The sequence below is a fragment of the Microbulbifer thermotolerans genome (genome assembly GCF_900112305.1).
GTDB lineage: Bacteria > Pseudomonadota > Gammaproteobacteria > Pseudomonadales > Cellvibrionaceae > Microbulbifer > Microbulbifer thermotolerans.
Window position 1 is genome coordinate 149,249 of record NZ_FOKT01000001.1, and the last position, 19,036, is coordinate 168,284.

Below are 19,036 nucleotides of genomic sequence, written 5' to 3' on the forward strand. Positions count from 1 at the left end.
TCTGAGCGCACTCTAGCAGTTTTCCGGGCGCAGGTTGCGATGTGTCGGGACAGCCCCGACTGCGTTCGCCTGTGGTTCCCTGGGTGGCGGGCTGCGTCAGGCAGGGGCGGCAGTGCCGCCCGCAAGCCTGCTTGTGACGGGTTTGAGCCCCGGATTATTTGGCGACGATATTCACCAATTTGCCCGGCACCACGATGACTTTGCGCACAGTGGCATCGCCGATAAATTTCTGCACATTGTCGTTGGCCAGGGCCAGCTGTTCCAGGGTGTCGTTGTCGGCATCCGCCGGTGCCTCCAGTTTCGCGCGCACCTTGCCGTTGACTTGCACCACCAGGGTGATGCTAGAGCGGACCAGGGCATTTTCGTCCACTTGGGGCCAGGGGGCGTCCACCAGCGGGGTGTCATTGCCCAGGGCCATCCACAGCTCGTGGCAGATGTGCGGGGTGACCGGGGCCAGCAGTAGTACGGCGGCCTGCAGTGCCTCGCGCTCCACGGCCAGGCCCTGGGCGCTGTCGCGATCGGCGAGCCGGTTTACTTCATTCAGAAGCTCCATCACCGCGGCGATGGCGGTATTGAACGTCTGGCGGCGGCCGTAGTCGTCGCCCACTTTCTGGATGGTCTCGTGGGTCTTGCGGCGCAGTTGTCGCTGTTTATCGGTCAGCGCATCGGAAGTGAAGCCTTCGCTGCCGTCACCAGCCAGCAGGTGGCTGTGTACCGTCTTCCACAATTTACGCAGGAAGCGGCTGGCGCCCTCGACGCCGGCTTCGTGCCACTCGAGAGTCTGCTCCGGCGGGGCGGCGAACATGGTGAAAAGACGCACTGTGTCCGCGCCGTACTGTTCCACTGCGGCGTGGGGGTCTATGCCGTTGTTTTTGGACTTGGACATTTTCACCACACCGCCGGGAATTACTTCGTCGCCAGTGGCGCGCTCTACCGCGCGGATGGGCTTGCCTTTCTCGTCCCGTTCCACTTCCACCTCGGAGGGATTGATCCACACCTTGTGGCCATCCACCAGTTTGTAGAAGGATTCCGCCAGTACCATGCCCTGGCACAGCAGCCGCTCGAAGGGTTCGTCGCTGTTTACCAGCCCCTCGTCGCGCATCAGTTTGTGGAAGAAGCGCGCGTAGAGCAGGTGCAGTATCGCGTGCTCAATTCCGCCGACATATTGATCCACCGGCAGCCAGTAGTTGGCGCGCTCGGTGTCCAGCATGCCCTCTTCGAAATCCGGGCAGGTGTAGCGGGCGTAGTACCAGCTGGATTCCATAAAAGTGTCGAAGGTATCCGTCTCGCGTTCGACGGGCTCGCCGTTCAGCTCGTCTTTGCGCCACTGTGGGTCTGCCTTGATCGGCGATTGAACACCGTCCAGTTCCACGTCTTCCGGCAGCAGGATGGGCAATTTTTCCGCGGGTACCGGGATTTCGCCGCCGTCGGGCAGATTGAACATGGGAATCGGCGCGCCCCAGTAGCGCTGGCGGGAGACCCCCCAGTCGCGCAGGCGGTAGTTGGTGGTCACTCTGCCTTTGCCGGCGGTTTCCAGTGCGCTGGCAATGGCGCTGAAAGCGGCATCAAAATCGAGACCGTCGAAGTCACCGGAGTTGGTCAGTACCCCCTTATCCGTGAAAGCGGCTTCGGAGAGGTCAATGGATTCACCGCTGGCGGGCTTAATAACCTGTTCGATGGGCAGTTTGTATTTGCGTGCGAACTCCCAGTCCCTCTGGTCGTGGGCCGGTACCGCCATTACCGCGCCGGAACCGTAGTCCATCAGTACATAGTTGGCGATCCACACCGGCACTTCTTTGCCCGTGAGCGGGTGAATCGCCTTGATGCCGGTGTCCATCCCTTTTTTCTCCATGGTGGCCATGTCGGCCTCGGACAGGGACTGTTTCTTGCACTCGGCGATAAAGGCTTTCAGTTCCGGGTTGTCTTCCGCCAGGGCCAGCGCTATCGGGTGTTCGGCGGCAAGGGAGACGTAGGTGACGCCCATCAGGGTATCCGGGCGTGTGGTGTAAACATCGAAGTGATCGAGGCCGGCGATAGGCTGCGGCAGGGCAAAGGACAGTTCCACACCCTTGCTCTTGCCGATCCAGTTGCGCTGCATTGTGCGGACCTGTTCGGGCCAGTGGGGCAGTTTGTCCAGATCGTTGAGCAGCTCTTCTGCGTAGTCGGTAATCTTGATAAACCACTGCGCCAGTTCGCGGCGTTCCACCGTAGTGCCGCAGCGCCAGCAACAGCCGTCTTCTACCTGCTCGTTGGCCAGCACCGTCTGATCGTGTGGGCACCAGTTCACCGCGGAGTTCTTTTTGTAGACCAGCCCTTTTTCGTACAGGCGGGTGAAGAACCACTGTTCCCAGCGGTAGTAGGAGGGCTGGCAGGTGGCCAGTTCGCGGGACCAATCGAAGCCGAACCCCAAAGCTTTCAATTGCCCTTTCATGTAATCGATGTTGGCGTAGGTCCACTTGGCGGGTGCTGTTTTATTCTGGATGGCGGCGTTTTCCGCCGGAAGGCCGAAAGCGTCCCAGCCCATAGGGTGCAGTACATTCTTGCCCTGCATGCGCTGGTAGCGGGATATCACATCGGTAATCGTGTAGTTGCGTACATGCCCCATATGCAGTTTGCCGCTGGGGTAGGGGAACATGGACAGGCAGTAGAATTTTTCTTTGCCGGCGTCCTCTGTCACCTCAAAGCTTTTGTGCTCCTCCCAGAACTGCTGGGCGGCGGCTTCGACTGCGGAGGGGGTGTACTGCTCTTCCATCGATTGGGGACCTATACTCTGTGATCTAAATTTTCGGGAAAAGAATTTTGTCGCCCTGAAGGACGGCCCGAGGCCGCGATCGTTCGCGCGTTAGGCGCATTTGATCTCGATCAGGGATAGTTCTGATAGCACCGGTTAGGATGCACAAGCGCGGAATTATATGAGGGTTGTCATGACGAAGGAACCGAAGTTGCCGCAGGAGGAGAACCTGGCGGAGACGTTGCGCCGGGATTTGGAAGAACTCGTAGAGGATGAACTGGCGGTGGAGGCGCTGACGGCCAACAAGGCCGCTTTTCTCCGCGCCTGGCTAAAAGATGATCTTCACCGGGCTGCAGACTATTTGCGCGGTCTTGGCGGTGAGCTGCAAACCCTGGAGGAGCGTGGCGGCAGTTGGTTGCTGGACGCCGCCGATCCCACGGAAACTGCCTGGCCCAACCTGATGCGCTGTATCAAGGAGGGTAAACCCTGGGCACTGGCGGGAGAGCGCACGGTGGGCGGAGAAGAGTTGCAGTGCCTGGGGTGCGGCTACCGCGCCTTGCCTGAGGCGGGAACCCAAATCACTCCCTGCCACCGCTGTGGCTATGGCTGCTTTCTACAAATAGAGGGTGGCCTGGAAGACTGATGGAGACGCACGCCATCCTCGCGGCGTTGGTAATGCCCCCGCTGGCACCACTGCTGGGCCTGGTGTTGGCATTGGTGTTGCGGTTTTTTCCGGCCGGTTCTTTTTTCGCAAAATTGTCATTGCCTCTGACTATTCTCTCCGTCGCTGTTTTGTGGGTCTCTGCGACTCCCGCTTTTTCCTCTTGGCTGGGCGCGCGCCTCGGCGCACCGCCCGAGGCGCCACAGGCGGTGCCGCGGGCGGTGGTTGTGCTGGGGGGTGGCCGTTACCGGGATGAGAATTCCGGTAACGAACGCCTGTCTGCGACCAGCCTTGAGCGGGTGGCCGGCGCCGCCCGGATGGCGCCGGAGCGATTGCCCATACTGGTTTCCGGGGGGCGGGTTTTCGAGCTGGAGCGGGCGCCGGAGGCCGGGTTGATGGCGGAGTTATTGCAGGAAACTTTCCACCGTCCGGTAACTTGGCGCGAGATTTGCAGTCGTACGACTGCCGAGAATGCGGTCAACAGTGCCGCGCTCCTGCACGACTCCGGTGTTGAAAGCGTACTGCTGGTCACCCACTGGTGGCATATGCCCCGGGCTGCCGAGTTGTTCGCACGCGCAGGCCTGCAGGTGCAAACGCTGTCGGTGGGCAGCCCGTCGGAACTGTTGCCGAGGGCGCAAAGCGGTCTGCTGCGCTGGCTGCCGAGTGCCTCGGCGCTGTTGCGCACCCAGGTGTACTGGCGGGAGATACTGGCGCGCAAATGGTATCAGTGGCGGCCTCTGCCGCCGGTTCGAAGCTGCTGAGGAACTCATGTCCATGTGGGGACTCTTAAACTGCAGATGCGGCCTTGTCCGCGACCCGCAAGGGCCACTAAGATGGTTGGCCTCGCAGCAGACGCCAGTGGATGTTTATCACTACGGAGTGGCGGCTGTGAATACAACCATAACAATAAAAGAGGTAACGCTGAGATGAAGGGCATTCCTGCTTCCTTTTCCCCGATTCAATTACACAATCGCCTCAATCGTCCCGTCTGGATTGGTTTCAAGCGCGCGCACCGGGATAAGCGGGAGCTGGTATTCCTCTGCGCCGGCGGTGAAGGGGATGCACAGGTGAGCAAGAATTTCGAGACATTTGCCGGTCAAATAGTGCGGGAGTTTCGCCTGGATCCCGAGCAGGTGGACTTTGTCGAACTGCGCTGTAATGGCGAAGAGCAGCAGTGGTACCGGTGGCACGCCCAGTGGGTGGGCTCCGCCCCCATGGAATGCCGGGCGGAGCTGGTGGCCGGTGAGTCCGGCCGCCGTTATCTGGACCAGGCGCTCAACCGAAGTATAGAGGCCGCATAGAAGCCGCGGCCGCGGCAGACGAGCCCATTTACCTGTTTCCCTCTGCCGCCCTGCGCTTGTTCGGCATCAGGTCCGCAAGGGCCTGTTCCAGAGTCGGGAATCGAAAGGTGTAACCGCTGTCCAGCGCGGCGCGCGGTTCCATCTTCTGGCTGGCTAGCAGCAGTTCTTCCGCCATTTCCCCGAACATCAATTTCAGCATCCAGGCTGGTGTGCGCATCAGGCAGGGCCGGTGCAGCTGCCTGGCCAGGAGGCGGGAAAAACTGTTGTTGGTCACCGCCTCCGGAGCACAAGCGTTGAAGGGGTGGCAGAGGTGCTTGTCGATTGCGTGCAGCATCAGGCCGACAATGTCTTCCTCGTGAATCCAGCTCATCCACTGTTCGCCGGACCCCATGGGGCCGCCGACCCCGAGGCGGAAAGCGGGCAACATTTTGGCGAGGGCGCCACCGCGTGTGGAGAGTACGATGGCGGTGCGCATAGTGCCGACACAGATTCCAGCCTGTTGCAGAGGCAGGGTAGCCGCCTCCCAGTCGCGACAAAGCTGTGCGGCGAAGCCGCCGCCGGGAGGGCTGTTTTCTCGCAACAAGTCTCCGCCGCGGTCACCGTAGTAGCCGACTGCGGAGCCGGATAGAAAGTACCTGGGACGCGGGGCCTGGGACAGGGACCACCGCACCAGCTTTTCCGTGGTGCGCAGGCGCGAATTGCGGATTTCTGTGCGGTGTGTTTCCGTCCAGCGCCGGGTGATTGTCTCTCCAGCCAGGTTGACCACCACATCCACCGGCCCTTCCACGTCCCGCAGTTCGCGGCAGCTCTGGGTGGCCTCACCGCAGAGAAGGTGCACTTTTTCTGGCCGTCGGCTCAACACGGTCAATTTTCCGCCGCGCGCCAGCCAGTGCTTACAAAACAGCCGGCCGATCAGACCGGTGCCGCCGCTGATAAGACAGTGCATAAGGTAGGCTTCCTTGCCGCCGTTTGCTTGTTTTTGCAGCATAGCAGCGGTGACCGGCAGCGGCGGAGGGTAGTGGGCTTTGCTGCGATTTAGGCAAAAATTTTGGCGTGCGAGGTCATTTTCGCGGTCAGTCTGAAATCTCTCCTGCCAGCGGGGCCTTCGCCGCGGCGGGCCGGCGGCGCCGGAACAGAGAGGCGGCAACCAGCATTGGCAGGGCCAATGCGAATACCGGGGTAATGCCGGTGAGCATAAAGGGGGTGGCACCGCGCATCGCGCGGACCTCCCCAGTTAAATTGGCGCGTTCGAACTGGGGGAGCCTGTGCACTATGCGGCCGCGCGGGTCGACAATAGCGGTAACGCCGGTGTTAGTGCTGCGCACCAGGTAGCGGCCTGTTTCCAGGGCGCGCATCTGGGCGATCTGCATATGTTGCAGCGGGCCTATGGAGTCGCCGAACCAGGCATCGTTACTAATGGTCAGCAGAACTTGTGCCGATAGCGCACTGTCGGCAACCATACGCGGATAGACGATTTCGTAGCAGATCAGCGGGGCCCAGCTGGTGCCGCCGGCGTTCAGCGGCTGCTGTTCCTCCGGCCCCGGCTGGATGAAGGATGTGGGCAGATTAAAAAATTCGATGGTGCCGCGCAGCCAGTCTTCCAGCGGCACATATTCGCCAAAGGGGACCAGGTGGCGTTTGTGGTAGATGCCGGGATTGCGGCCGAAAACGGTGGCGGAATTGTGCACTACCCGGCGTCCGGGCTCCCGGCGGTCGTAGAGTATACCGGCGATCAGATCAGTCCGGGTCTGCTCCGCATTGCGTTGTAGGGCCTGCATCAGATTCGGAGCGTGGCTGTAGAGCACGGGCAGAGCGGCTTCGGGCCAGACAATGACGTCGACACCTTGTTCACTAAGCGCGCGGCTGCCGTCCTGGTAACGCCGGATGGTTTCGCCGCGAAATTCCGGTAGCCACTTTTTTTCCTGGGGAATGTTGGCTTGTACCAGGCCGACAGTGATGGCGTCGCCTTCCGGCTGGGTCCACTCTACCTGTGCCAGGAGAGCGCCGATCGGCCAGGGCAGGAGCGCCGCCACTACCAGAAGTACGGATGCGCCCTGCCCAGCGGGATTGGCCCTCAGTGCCAAGCGCCCCGCCGCGGCCAGGGCGATAACTGCCGCGCTTAAGGCCAGCAGTAGCCCCATGCCGTAGACGCTGAGCACCGGCGCCCAGCCGGACAACCAGGTTTCAATCTGTCCGTAGCCGGCATAGAGCCAGGGGAAGCCGGTAAATATCCAGCTGCGCAGCCACTCGCTGACAAACCACAGTGCGGGAAAGGCGAGTGCGAAGCTGAGCCCGCGACCGGTGAAGTGCCCGAGGAAATAAAAGGGCAGGGCCAGCAAAAGCGCCATGATAGAAACAAAGGCACCGGTTAGTGCGGTGCCCAACAATACCGAAGAGTTGCCGAACTCGGTGATAGATACATAGACCCAGGAGCCTCCGCTGCCGAAAAGGCCCAGGCCGAAACAAAACGCCAGCCACAGACTTCTGCGCCCGGATAGTTGCCTGCCCCCGGACGCGCGCAGGTACAGCCAGGCGAGCAGGGACAGGGATCCCAGACCACAGGGCCAGTAGCCGTAGGGCGCGAAAGAGAGGGTCAGCAATCCGCCAGCGATAGCCGATAGCACGAAATTGGGAATGCGGAATGCGAAGGCTTTTCTCATGACTGTCTTTTACGCCCGATAAGTCTGCGCTATCCGCGGTTTAACCAGATGTCGGTGCCTGCGGCTCCATGCGACTCACCCGCAGCAGGTGGATTTGTCGGCTGTCGGCGTAGAGGACCCGGAACATAAAGTCTCCCAGGCGGGTGACCTCGTCGCGGCCGGGCAGGTGCCCAAAGGACTGCATAATCAGACCGCCGATGGTATCGAATTCCTCGTCGCTGAGTTCGCTGTTGAAGTATTCGTTGAAGTCTTCAATGGGGGTGAGTGCCTTAACGATAAAGTCGTTTTCGCCCACCTTGCGGATAAAGCTGTCTTCCTCTTCCTCGTCCGTTTCGTCTTCGATCTCGCCGACGATTTCTTCGAGGATATCCTCAATGGTGACCACACCGGATACACCGCCGTACTCATCGATGACTACCGCCATGTGGTAGCGGTTTTCACGGAATTCCCGCAGAAGAATGTTCAGGCGTTTGCTCTCGGGAATGATATTGGCCGGGCGAATGATGTCTTCCAGCTGGAAGTTGTCGGTGCCCTTGAGGATGAGTGGCAGTAGATCCTTGGCCAGCAGAATACCGCGGATATCGTCGATGCTGTCGCCAATCACTGGGAAACGGGAATGGCCAGACTCGATAATTTTCTTGAGGAACTCTTCCGGCTTTTCCCCCAGACTGACCACCACCATCTGCGAGCGGGGGATCATGATCTCGCGCACCTGCTGGTTGGAGACGTCCAGAGCGCCCTCAATGATGGATAGCGCCTCGGCATCCAGCAGCTGGTTTTCAGCGGCGTCCTTGATGATCTCCAGCAGTTCGTCACGGGATTTGGGTTCGGTGGAAAAGGCGCCGAAGAGCTTTTCCAGCCAGTTCTTTTCTCCCGATCGGGATTTGCCAGCTGACTGACTACTTGGGGGTTCGTCTGTGGTCATGGGAGTGGCCATGCTCCGGATTTCTCTCGTATTTACGTTAGTCGGTAGTAGGTCGCGTCAGTCTGTCGCGGCGCGCGGCTGCGCCGCGCTTTCCTCCATGGGGGCGTAGGGGTCTGGGTAGCCGAGCCCGGCGAGCAGGCCGGTTTCCAGCTTTTCCATCACCTCGGCGTCCGCGTCTTCGACGTGGTCGTAGCCCAAAAGGTGCAGTGTGCCATGGACCACCATATGTGCCCAGTGTGCGGAGAGTGCTTTGTGCTGTTCATCCGCTTCCTGCGCAACAACCGGTGCGCAGATGACAAGATCACCCAGAAGCGGGAGATTAATGTCACTGGGAAGATCTGCGGGAAAAGACAGTACATTGGTGGGTCTGTCCTTGCCGCGGTACTGACCGTTGAGCTGTCGGCTCTCATCGGCGTCGACAATGCGCACCGTCAGCTCCGCTTCATCCCGTCGGCCCGCCAGGGCGGCGGTGACCCAGGTGCGGATCTTCTCATCGGAAGGTAAATTGACGCAGCAGCTGGCCCGCTGCACTTCGAGTTGCAGATCGATCATGGCTGGATTCAGGCCGCGTTTTCATCCCGGTTGCCGGTTGCTGTCTCTGCGGTGGCAGCTTCGCCCTCCGCTTCGTGGGCGTCGTATGCCTCGACAATGCGCTGTACCAGCGGGTGGCGGACTACATCCTTGGCGCCAAAGTGTGTGAAGCTGATGCCGTTTACCTTGCTCAGCACTTCGGTCGCGTGGCGCAGGCCGGAGGCCTGGCCTCGGGGCAGGTCGATCTGGCTGGGGTCGCCGGTGATCACCGCGGTGGAGCCGAAGCCGATGCGGGTCAGAAACATCTTCATTTGCTCGCGGGTGGTGTTCTGGCTCTCATCGAGAATCACGAAGGCGTTATTCAGTGTGCGGCCGCGCATATAGGCGAGGGGAGCCACTTCAATCACGTTCCGCTCGATCAGCTTGCCCACCGTTTCGAAGCCGAGCATCTCATACAGTGCATCGTAGAGGGGGCGCAGGTAGGGGTCCACCTTCTGGCTTAGATCGCCGGGCAGGAAACCGAGTTTTTCGCCGGCTTCCACTGCCGGGCGCACCAGCAGTATGCGCTCCACCCGGTCCTTCAGCAGTGCCTCCACGGCGCAGGCCACCGCCAGATAGGTCTTGCCGGTGCCCGCCGGGCCAATGCCGAAGTTGATATCGTTGGTCTGTACCGCGCGCACGTACTTGCGCTGGTTCAGGCCGCGGGGCCGCACTGTGCACTTCTTGGTGCGGATCAGCACCACCTGCTCTGCCTCAGCGCCCTCGTCGTCGCGGCGCTTTTGTAGCTCCTCTACCCCCGACTGCTGCAGGGCCAGGTGGATCTCTTCCGGCGTCAGGTGGTCGCGGCTGCCGGTTTCCCGGTACAGGAAACTCAGCACTTCGCCAGCGGCGCGGGCGGACTCGGGCTCTCCGTAGAAAGCGAACTGATTGCCGCGATTGCGGATTTCGATATCCAGGCGCTCTTCAATCTGGCGCAGGTGTTGGTCAAATTGGCCGCAGAGATTGGCCAAGCGGCGGGCGTCGTTGGGCTCCAGAGTAATACTGTGAGCGAGGGTGAGCGTTTCCAAATTGGTTTCAGACACCTTTATCTGGGGAATTCACTGCTAGGTTATACCCATTTTCCCGCTAGGGGAAAGCATTGAGTGTGACGAATGGGTTCTAGCCGGTCGTCAAGCTTATAACATACCGGCATTACAGTTAAGGAATCTCTGAGCCTTCGACCGCTTGTGATCCTGCACTTTATTTAGGATAAGGGACCGTCCAGCTCCGAAGCCACCAGAGTTCCGCGCAGTGAATTGGGCAGTGCCTCCTCGATCAGAATGTCGGCAAATTTGCCGATCAGAGCCGGGTCGTCGGCGCGGAAGTTGACCACGCGGTTGTTTTCGGTCCGGCCCTGCAGTTGGCCAGGATCCTTCTTCGATACGCCGGTAACCAGCACCCGCTCGGTGTTGCCCACCATACGTCGGGCGATGGCTGCCGCCTGTTGGTTGATGCGGTTTTGCAGCAGTTGCAGGCGCTGCTTCTTCACTTCTTCCGGCGTGTCATCCGGCAGGTCCGCCGCCGGTGTGCCGGGGCGCGGGGAGTAGATGAAACTGAAGGAGATGTCGAAGCCCACCTCCTGAATCAGATTCATCGTCGCCTCGAAGTCTTTTTCCGTCTCGCCTGGGAAGCCGACGATAAAGTCCGAGGACAGACAGATATCCGGACGTATTTTGCGCAGTCGGCGGATCTTGGATTTGTATTCCAATGCCGTGTGGCCGCGCTTCATCGCCATCAGTATGCGGTCCGAGCCGCTCTGCACGGGCAGGTGCAGGTGGTTCACCAGCTCCGGCACCTCGGCGTAGACGTCGATCAAGGCATCGGAGAACTCCACCGGGTGGGAGGTGGTATAGCGGATGCGGTCGATGCCTTCGATAGCCGCCACGTAGGTGATTAACTCGGCGAAATCGACTATCTGGCCGTCTTCGCCAGGTGCGCGGTAGGCGTTGACGTTCTGGCCCAGCAGGTTCACCTCGCGCACACCTTGTTCGGCCAGGTGGGCCACCTCTTCGAGCACATCCGCCACCGGGCGGCTGACTTCCTCCCCGCGGGTGTAGGGCACTACGCAGAAGGTACAGTATTTGGAGCAGCCTTCCATAATGGAGACGAAGGCGGTGGCGCCATCCGCCTCGGGTTGCGGCAGGCGGTCGAATTTCTCGATTTCCGGGAAAGTGACATCCACCACCACGGCCCCGTTTTTCTGGCGCTTGGTTTCCATCATCTCCGGCAGTCGGTGCAGTGTCTGCGGGCCGAAGATCAAGTCGACATAGGGTGCGCGCTTGGCGATGGCTTCACCTTCCTGGCTGGCCACGCAACCGCCGACGCCGATAATCAGGTCGGGTTTCTTTTCTTTCAGGTGCTTCCAGCGCCCGAGTTGGTGAAACAGTTTTTCCTGTGCTTTCTCGCGGATGGAACAGGTGTTGACCAGCAGCACGTCCGCGTCTTCCGGATCGTCGGTGGGAACCATGGCGTGGGATTCGCCGAGCAGATCGCGCATGCGTGCCGAGTCGTACTCGTTCATCTGGCAGCCGTGGGTCTTGATATAGAGTTTCTTCACCCCGGTTTTAGCTCTGGTTTCGGACATATCCTGCCTGGTTAAAAACTGCTCAATGAAAATGGTGGGGCATTATAGCGATACGTTTCGGGACTGCATAGACGGAGGGGCATTAGAGTGCTACTCTTCCGCGCTTTTTCAGGCTGTCCCGCTTGCGCAATGCGGGTCGGCGAGCAGCGTGGACGGCTGTGCCCGGGTTTGCCGCAATGCCCGGAGATAGCGCCAGGGAGGGCGGTATTGAACCGCGAGGTATTCCCGCACGTTAGAATCCAGGGACAGTCCCCATTTAGAGAGTTTTATGGCCAATCCGATTTACAAAGTCATCTTCCACAACCAGAACCAGGTGTACGAACTCTACGCCCGGGCCATCTACCAGAGCGATATGTATGGCTTTATCGAGGTGGAGGAGTTTGTTTTTGGCGAGAAGGCCCAGCTGGTGGTCGACCCCAGCGAGGAGAAACTGAAGGCGGAGTTCGCCTCGGTGACCCGTTCCTATATACCGATGCACAGCATTGTGCGCATCGATGAGGTGGAAAAAGAGGGGACTGGAAAGATTGTTCCGGTCAAAGGGGAGAAGGTGGCGCAGTTCCCCTTCGCACCGCCGATGCGTCAGCCGCAGGATACGGAATAGCTTTTACATCTCCACGCCGCGCCGGGCGTTCCGCCCGGCCACAAAGTCTCTTTATCGCCAGGGAGCAATTCAATCAGAAACAGAGGCTCCTGCTTGCAATATAAGCTTCAATAAACAGCCGCTTAATTGTAAAAAAACTGATGCAAAGTTTCCCAATACCGCAGGGTTAAAAACTGGGAACTTGCTATGAGTAACCGCTACCGCGCACTGTGGATTTCTGATGTTCACCTGGGCAGCAGGGACAGCGAGCCACAACGACTGGCGGACTTCCTGGCGCAGAATCGCGCCGACACCGTCTATTTGGTCGGCGATATTTTCGATATGAAGGCTCTGGCCCAGGGCAAGGGCAGCTGGTGCCAATCCTCGTCTCTCTTGCTGGGCATGCTGTCGGAGCTCTCCAGTAAGACCCCCGAAATTATCTATGTCCCCGGAAATCACGACGCGCCGATGCGCAGTTGGGCCGGCAAGCGCCTGGGCAATATCCGTGTGGAACGCGAGTGGGTTCACACTGCGGAAGACGGCAAGCGCTACTGGGTAACTCATGGCGATCAGTTTGAGCACCAAATCAAGGTCAATCCCATCAGTTATCACATCGGCGATCAAAGTTACTACTTCATGCTGCGCATGAACCGCTGGATTAATTACTGGCGCGGTCGTTTTGATCTGCCCTGGTGGTCGCTTGCCAATCACGTGAAAAACCGCGTGCACGCGGCCAGGCGCTTAATGAACAGTTTTGAGGAGGTCGCGATACGGGAGACGGGCGCGCGTGGCTTTGACGGTGTGATATGCGGTCATATTCACCGCGCCGCCATCCGCGAGGGGGGAGGCGGGGCGCGCAGTGTGACTTATGCCAACTGCGGCGATTGGGTGGATTCCATGAGCGCGGTAGTGGAGAAGCACGACGGCAGTCTGGATCTGTTGCACTGGCATCGCGCGCCCAAGCTGGCCAGCATTATGACGGAGGTGGTGGCGGCATGATCCAGTTGGAAAACTTGCTACAGCAAAACCCGTGGTACAGTGCGGCCCCTTCCCGCCCGACGCGCCGGCTGGTGTCTGCGACTTTAAAGAAAATTTGCTGTGAAGAGCGGATTCAGGCGTTTGGCCGCCGCTATCCGCATTTGGGTGGCTTGGATTTTATTCGCCAGGTATTCGCCGACTTCGATTTTCGCTACGACCTCAACCCACTGGAACTGGAGCGGGTGCCCCGCAACGGGCCGCTGGTGATTGTGTCCAATCACCCGCTGGGCAGTCTCGACGGCCTGGCGCTGATCGATATGGTGGCGCGGGTGCGCAAGGATGTGCGCGCTATCGCCAGCCAACTGTTGTGGAATATCGAGCCGCTGCGGCCCTATCTGCTGCCGGTGGATAATTTCAACGGCCGCACCCGTCGGGGGGATGTGGAAGCCATCTACCGCCACCTGCATAACGGCGGGGTAATCATTGTGTTTCCGTCCGGTGAGGTTTCGCGCCTCACTCCCCAGGGTGTGCGCGATGGTCGCTGGAATCCGGGGTTTGTCCGCTTCGCGGAAAAGACCGGCGCCCCCATCCTGCCGGTGCAGGTTCGAGGGCGCAATTCCTGGTGGTTCTACGGCCTGTCGATGGTGAACAAGCCGTTGTCGACCCTGTGGCTGGTACGGGAAATGTTTAAGCAGTCCAGGCGCAGCATCGATATCCGTATCGGCACGCCAGTGGAGACCGCGCATTTCAGCGAATGGCCCATGGCGCCGCGGGCTCAGGCGGCACTGTGGCGCAAGCATGTGTATAAACTGCACAAATCGCCCCGCCCGTTGGGGCCTGAGCCTATCGCCGCCGCCGAGCCGGTGGAAGAAGTGATGCGGGTGATGGAAAACTGCGACACCTTGGTCGAACAGGGGGCGTTTTCCGTGAAACTCTACCGCCAGCAGGTCGACTGCCCGGTGATGCGCGAGTTGTCGCGCATTCGCGAGATCGCCTTCCGCGCTGTGGGGGAGGGCACAGGCCAAAGCCGGGATTGGGATGCCTTTGACGCGCATTACGATCACCTGCTGCTCTGGGATGGCGAGCGGCAGCAGATTGCCGGAGCCTATCGCTTGGCGAAGACCGATGATCTGGAACCGGAGCAGATATACAGTTCGACGCTGTTTAATTACCCGCGGCCGCCGCGGCAGTGCCTGCCGGGCTCTGCGGAACTGGGGCGCAGCTTTCTTCTGCCCGAGTATTGGCGCAGCCGCGGACTTGACTTGCTCTGGTGCGGTATCGGCCAGTGGATTGCACGCAATCAGGTGCGTTATCTGTTCGGGCCGGTATCCATGCCCGGCACCTTCTCCGCGCGCGCCAAATCGGCCATTGTGCGCTACTTCCTGCACCATTTTGCTACCGACAACCCCTTGGGCGACGCCCGCTTACCTTTCGTGGAAGCGCGCGAGGATCTGCCGGAACTTTCCGGCGATGCGGGAGCGGACATGGTGCAGCTGAAACAGATTTTGAAGGAAGAGGGCGTTGTGTTGCCGCCTTTGTTCAAGAAGTACACCGCGGTGACCAGGCCCGGCGGTACCAGCTTTCACGCTTTCAACGTGGACCCGGATTTTTGCGATTCGGTGGACGGGTTGGTGGTTGTCGATCTGGAGCGGGCGGACCCGAAATTTGCCAAACGCTACCTCGGTGGTTGACGCGGGAGCGGTCGCACCGCTCCCCGGCATTGAGGGAATTTCCTACAGCATTTCCAGCTGTTTGCGTACACTCGCCAGCTTCACGCACAACACAAACACCGACATGGCGGTGTCCAGCTCGTCCAGCGGCGGGAAGCTGGGCGCTATGCGGATATTGCGGTCTTCCGGGTCCACTCCGTAGGGAAAAGTGGCGCCCGCCGGCGTTAGCTTCACGCCCGCTTGTGCGGCCAGTTCTACTACCGCGGCGGCGCATCCGGGGCGGGTGTTGAAGGAGACAAAATAGCCCCCCAGGGGATTTTCCCACTCACCGAGATCCGAATCTTTGAACGCTTTTTCCAGATGGCTCAGCACGCACTGGAACTTCGGTTTCAGGATCTGTGCGTGCTTGTGCATATGCTCTTTGAGCAGGGTGAATTCGGCAAAGAAGCGCGCGTGGCGCAGCTGGTTAATCTTGTCTGGACCGATAGTCATGGCCTGCATTTGTTTTTTCAAAGAGGCCAGGTTGTCGCTGCTGGCGCTGACAAAGGCGAGGCCGGCACCGGCGTGGGTCACCTTGGAAGTGGAGGCGAACTGAATCACCGAATCGGCGGTGTCGTTTTCCACGGTAGCGGTGCGGATATTGGCCAGGTTTACCTGGTTGTCCAGGTCGTGAATCGCGTAGGCGTTGTCCCAGAATATGCGGAAGCCGGGATTGGCGATGCGGCCCAGTTGTGCCAGCCGCTCCACGGTCTCCGCGCTGTAGGTGACACCGGTGGGATTGGAGAATTTGGGGACGCACCAGATGCCGATGATGTCCCGGTCTTTTTCGATCAGTGCCTCCACGGCGTCCATATCGGGGCCGCTGTCGGTCATTGGCACGTTCACCATGCCAATCCCAAGTTGTTCACAGATGGCGAAGTGGCGGTCGTAGCCCGGTACCGGACAGAGGAATTTGGGCGCTTCCAGCTCCTTCCAGGGTTTGTTGCCGGCATAACCGAACAGGTAGCCGGTGAGCACGGCGCAATACATCAGGGTCAGGGAGCTGTTGCCGCCGGCAATCACTTCCTCAACGGGTACCTGCAGGATATCCGCGCCCAGTTCGCGGGCGCACATCAGCCCCTCGAGGCCGCCGTAGTTGCGGGTATCGGTGCCGTCTGCCGCGCGGTATTCGCCATTTAGAATACCGTCCAGTCCGTCGGACAGGTGCAGCTGGTCCGCGGAAGGCTTGCCCCGGGTGATGTCGAGGCTCAATTCGTGCTCGCAGATGCGCTGATACTGCGCGTTCAGTTCTTTTTCCCAGTTTTGCAGCTGTTCGCGCGTGGCGGCGTCGATATCCACGGGTTGTTCTCCATCTGGTGAGTGAGAGCGGCGAGCTTAGCAGTAAGCGGGCGCTAATTGCACTAGGGGCACCTCAGATTAATTCACACGAGCGCTGTCATTGGTTTCGGGTCGCTCGGGCAATAGGACGGACATTTCGAAAGCGCACGAGTACTTCCCTGTAGCTCCGACGGATACATCCCTGTATCCGACGGTTTCGAAATGTCCGCCCTATCACCTGAGCCTCACATCCGCCCGCGAAGAGCTTCTGCCACCAGAAAGTGATTTAATCAGAGGTTCCTTAGTTTGCGGAGAGTGTGCGGAAGTCTTGTGCGTATTTGCGCAGGGTGCGGATCAGGTGGGCGCGTTGGGCTTCGGTGGTGCTGGCGAGTATACGCTCGCCCAGCCGGCGGGCTTGGCGCTGGCGTTCTTCCTGTATCCGGCGGTAGTCCTTCGACCAAAGTTGTTCCGGATAGAGCACCAGATTGCGCAACTGGGCCTGGTAGCCTTCGGGTTTGTTGCGCAGAAGTTCCACAAAGCGCGCCTGCCAGATTTCCCTTTGATGGTTGCGTTCCAGTGGGTTGTATTCCACTTGTGTGACCCAGGCGGCAATCATTTGTTCCTGTTCAAGGCTCAGGGACCCGAGCCAGCGCTTGCTCTGCTTGCGTATATGCTTGTTGCGTCGGCGCTGGATTTTATCCGGTGTTTTTTGCCATTTCTCCAAAGATTCTTCGCGCTTTTTTCGCAGCGTTTTTTCCAGAGTGTCTATTTGTGCCGGAGTCAATGTTTCGGCCAGGGGCAGTAGCAGGTCGCAGAGCTGCGCGCTGGCGGTGTGCAGGAATTTTTGGATCTGTATTTCCGTCGATTCCAAATGTGGCTTTCGCAGTTGGTTTTTTTCGACCCTCTCGGCGAGCAGCTCGAGATAGTCCGCGTAGCGGGGTAGTTGGGTTTGGCGGTGCCAGGTGTGAAAGCTGTCGAGTGCGGCGTGCAGCGCGGCTTTCTGCTCGGCGTTAAAGTCGACATAGTCGTCCAGTTGCCAGCGCATCCACAGGTCCAGGTGGTTGTACGCAAATTGGACGCTGGAGCAGCTGGCGAGAAGCAGCAGTGTGGAAATCAGTGTCGCGAAGTTGCGTGTACGCTTCAGAATTGCTGCAGCCGGGCGCGCCATCTGTTATTCCCTGTAAATATCGGCCCATCGTCTTAAGGGGCCAATCTTCACTATAGATGAATGGGGAGCCCCCCGTTCATTGCGCGACGTTTCCGGCTTGGGCCGTGGTGCGCGACCGGGTCGCGTTTTGCGCCGATATCAATCGGCCGTTTCCGTGTTTATCCACACCTCGACACGGCTGTTCTTAATCGGCGCCTGTTCCCGGTCGGCGGTGAGGGGGGCGAAGGCTCCCAGAGCCAGAATTTTTACGCCCTTAAGTTGATGGTCGCGCAACAGTGCCCCTTGGACTTTGAGGGCGCGGAAGCGCGAAATAATATCGGTGATCTTGTCGTTGGATTTCTGATCCGAAAAGCCCACCAGAGTTAGATCCAGCGCATTACCGTTTTGGTCGATGTACTCCTCCAGCCGATGCAGATCCACGAGTGCACGGCTGTCCAGGTCGGCGCTGCCATCGGCGAAGCGGAAGGAGATGCTCAGGCGTTCGGCGCGTTCCATCAGCTCCCGGTATGCCTGTGGTGCATTGGGATAGGCGGGGATCTTAAGGCGCACCGGTGTCAGGTTGATGTAGCCGGATTCAGCCACCAGCTTCTGCCCCTCCGCGGATTCGACAAAGTGCAGAAAATTGTCCACATGGGGCTTGAACTGGCTGGGGTTTTTATAGAGGTAAAGGCGCCGGGTGAGGGGGAAGTCTTCGGTGGCGATAATGCCGCGGTCTGGCACTGTGGCGGCTAGATCGCCTGCCTTGATGGCCACTTTCTTTACCCCTTCGGCGTCGGCGAAGGGCAGGTAGCCAATGGCGCCAGCTTCACGCAGGACAATGCGCTGGGTCTCGGCGTTGCCAGAGACTTCATAAATGCCGGGGGCCGCCGGGCGGCTGTGGCCAAAAATTTCTTCGTCAAAAGTGGCGCGGGTACCGGACTCGATATCCCGGTGCAGGGGGTGGATCGGAAGGTCGGCACCGCCCAGCTCGGCCCAGTTCTTGATTTTTCCGCTGTAGATCTGCGCCACCTGAGCCAGGGTCAATTGGCTGACAGGGTTGCTTGGATGTACGGCGATTGCCAGCGCATCCAGGCCGATTACATGCTCCGCTTCCGCGCCAGCGAGATTGCCAAAGCGCGAGAGCATACGGATTTCCTGTCGCTTGATTTTGCGGGAGGACATGCCGATATCGGCGGTGTCGCTATTTAGCGCCTTGAAGCCGGTGCTGGAACCGAGGGCGACGATGGGTATTTCCACTGTGCGACCTTCCATGGTTGCTTTAATCCAGTGTCGCTCGCCGGCACTGCGTTGCTCGATATTGCTGGCATTCAGGCTGCGCAGATAGCCTTTGACCAAAAGCGGCGCTAATTCGGCGCCGACAGTATTGGAACCGGTCATACGGAAGAGTGTTTGGGTTTCCGCCCAGGTGTGTGAGGAAAGCAGTTGACAGTACAAAAGGGCGATCGCCAAAACGCGCGTGGGTAACCCCGCCATCAAATTATCCTCTCGTCTGCATTTTGTGAGGGACTTTCCGGCACGAATATTGCCGTTATTGTTATCGGGATGCCTGGACTGGCTGGAGCTCGACACAGGCGTAATTGCATGGGCGGTCGGTGCCGCCGGGGTGCGCTTTATCGCAGAAATGTGTGACGTGATTATTGCAACTGTTCCTGGGTTTATTCACAATTTTTTGTGATCAGGCTCTGAATGCGGCGGGTTTGGGCTAGTGGCCGCACTCTCTGCGCCACCCCAGTTGCGAGGGGGCGGATTTTGTTTATTTCACCAGGCTGGGCGGCATGCGGCGGTCCGGGCGTCGGTGAAGAGCTTGTTTCATGCATGGAAGGGAGGCTCAGGTACGCTTGTGCAAATTTTTTTAAAAATGATGTGACAACGCTGTCATAATTTGTGTAAT

At 59.5% G+C, this 19,036-nt stretch carries 16 protein-coding genes; 6 read left to right on the plus strand and 10 right to left on the minus strand.

Translation table 11 applies throughout. The features are described 5' to 3' along the window. Positions 1–154: 154 nt before the first annotated feature. Positions 155–2,752, minus strand: a complete 2,598-nt coding sequence (gene leuS / locus BM155_RS00635; RefSeq protein ID WP_074900502.1) for a leucine--tRNA ligase — start codon at positions 2,750–2,752, stop codon at positions 155–157. Positions 2,753–2,924: 172 nt separating this feature from the next. Between leuS and BM155_RS00640 the strand changes: the two genes are divergently transcribed. The 3 genes from BM155_RS00640 to BM155_RS00650 all read left to right on the plus strand — a co-directional run bounded on the left by BM155_RS00640 (position 2,925) and on the right by BM155_RS00650 (position 4,693). Next, the gene (locus BM155_RS00640; protein WP_067152075.1) at positions 2,925–3,374 is read left to right on the plus strand and encodes a zinc ribbon-containing protein; all 450 of its coding nucleotides are present in this window, start codon (positions 2,925–2,927) and stop codon (positions 3,372–3,374) included. Continuing rightward, positions 3,374–4,153 (plus strand): YdcF family protein, encoded by a 780-nt coding sequence (locus tag BM155_RS00645; protein ID WP_067152076.1) that lies wholly within the window; start codon positions 3,374–3,376, stop codon positions 4,151–4,153. Before BM155_RS00640 ends, BM155_RS00645 begins: the two co-directional genes overlap by 1 nt. 165 nt (positions 4,154–4,318) lie before the next feature. Further along, positions 4,319–4,693 carry a hypothetical protein gene (locus BM155_RS00650; protein ID WP_067152078.1) on the plus strand — a complete coding sequence of 125 codons (375 nt, stop codon included), beginning with the start codon at positions 4,319–4,321 and terminating at the stop codon, positions 4,691–4,693. A gap of 28 nt (positions 4,694–4,721) precedes the next feature. Here the strand turns inward: BM155_RS00650 and BM155_RS00655 are convergent, their stop codons facing one another. From BM155_RS00655 to miaB, 6 genes are all read right to left on the minus strand, one after another. Continuing rightward, on the minus strand, positions 4,722–5,639 hold the full coding sequence (locus BM155_RS00655) for a TIGR01777 family oxidoreductase (RefSeq protein ID WP_074900908.1): 918 nt from the start codon (positions 5,637–5,639) through the stop codon (positions 4,722–4,724). Positions 5,640–5,766: 127 nt separating this feature from the next. After that, on the minus strand, positions 5,767–7,353 hold the full coding sequence (gene lnt / locus BM155_RS00660; RefSeq protein WP_074900505.1) for an apolipoprotein N-acyltransferase: 1,587 nt from the start codon (positions 7,351–7,353) through the stop codon (positions 5,767–5,769). Positions 7,354–7,393: 40 nt separating this feature from the next. Beyond that, positions 7,394–8,278, minus strand: coding sequence for a CorC family transporter (locus BM155_RS00665; RefSeq protein WP_231902462.1), 885 nt, complete (start codon positions 8,276–8,278; stop codon positions 7,394–7,396). A gap of 57 nt (positions 8,279–8,335) precedes the next feature. Further along, the gene (gene ybeY / locus BM155_RS00670) at positions 8,336–8,830 is read right to left on the minus strand and encodes an rRNA maturation RNase YbeY (RefSeq protein ID WP_067152082.1); all 495 of its coding nucleotides are present in this window, start codon (positions 8,828–8,830) and stop codon (positions 8,336–8,338) included. 8 nt (positions 8,831–8,838) lie between these two features. Then, positions 8,839–9,891, minus strand: a complete 1,053-nt coding sequence (locus BM155_RS00675) for a PhoH family protein (protein WP_074900508.1) — start codon at positions 9,889–9,891, stop codon at positions 8,839–8,841. A gap of 161 nt (positions 9,892–10,052) precedes the next feature. Further along, positions 10,053–11,432, minus strand: a complete 1,380-nt coding sequence (gene miaB / locus BM155_RS00680) for a tRNA (N6-isopentenyl adenosine(37)-C2)-methylthiotransferase MiaB (protein ID WP_067152090.1) — start codon at positions 11,430–11,432, stop codon at positions 10,053–10,055. A 268-nt stretch (positions 11,433–11,700) separates the two neighbouring features. On the opposite strand from miaB, the gene BM155_RS00685 reads away from it, so the two are divergent. The 3 genes from BM155_RS00685 to olsF all read left to right on the plus strand — a co-directional run bounded on the left by BM155_RS00685 (position 11,701) and on the right by olsF (position 14,681). Continuing rightward, the gene (locus BM155_RS00685) at positions 11,701–12,033 is read left to right on the plus strand and encodes a DUF1820 family protein (RefSeq protein ID WP_175487728.1); all 333 of its coding nucleotides are present in this window, start codon (positions 11,701–11,703) and stop codon (positions 12,031–12,033) included. A 186-nt stretch (positions 12,034–12,219) separates the two neighbouring features. After that, on the plus strand, positions 12,220–13,011 hold the full coding sequence (locus tag BM155_RS00690) for a UDP-2,3-diacylglucosamine diphosphatase (protein WP_067152092.1): 792 nt from the start codon (positions 12,220–12,222) through the stop codon (positions 13,009–13,011). Beyond that, positions 13,008–14,681, plus strand: a complete 1,674-nt coding sequence (gene olsF / locus BM155_RS00695; RefSeq protein WP_074900511.1) for a bifunctional ornithine lipid synthase OlsF — start codon at positions 13,008–13,010, stop codon at positions 14,679–14,681. The genes BM155_RS00690 and olsF overlap by 4 nt, the downstream gene beginning before the upstream one ends. Before the next feature lie 42 nt (positions 14,682–14,723). On the opposite strand, the gene BM155_RS00700 is transcribed toward olsF, so the two are convergent. The 3 genes from BM155_RS00700 to BM155_RS00710 all read right to left on the minus strand — a co-directional run bounded on the left by BM155_RS00700 (position 14,724) and on the right by BM155_RS00710 (position 18,618). After that, a complete protein-coding gene (locus BM155_RS00700; protein WP_067152096.1) occupies positions 14,724–15,998 on the minus strand; it encodes an aspartate aminotransferase type Ic in 1,275 nt (424 codons plus the stop codon). A gap of 280 nt (positions 15,999–16,278) precedes the next feature. Continuing rightward, positions 16,279–17,145, minus strand: a complete 867-nt coding sequence (locus BM155_RS00705) for a DUF6279 family lipoprotein (RefSeq protein ID WP_067152098.1) — start codon at positions 17,143–17,145, stop codon at positions 16,279–16,281. Between the two features lie 138 nt (positions 17,146–17,283). Next, positions 17,284–18,618: a PstS family phosphate ABC transporter substrate-binding protein gene (locus BM155_RS00710; protein ID WP_139223108.1), complete on the minus strand. Its 1,335-nt coding sequence runs from the start codon at positions 18,616–18,618 to the stop codon at positions 17,284–17,286. Positions 18,619–19,036: the final 418 nt, after the last annotated feature.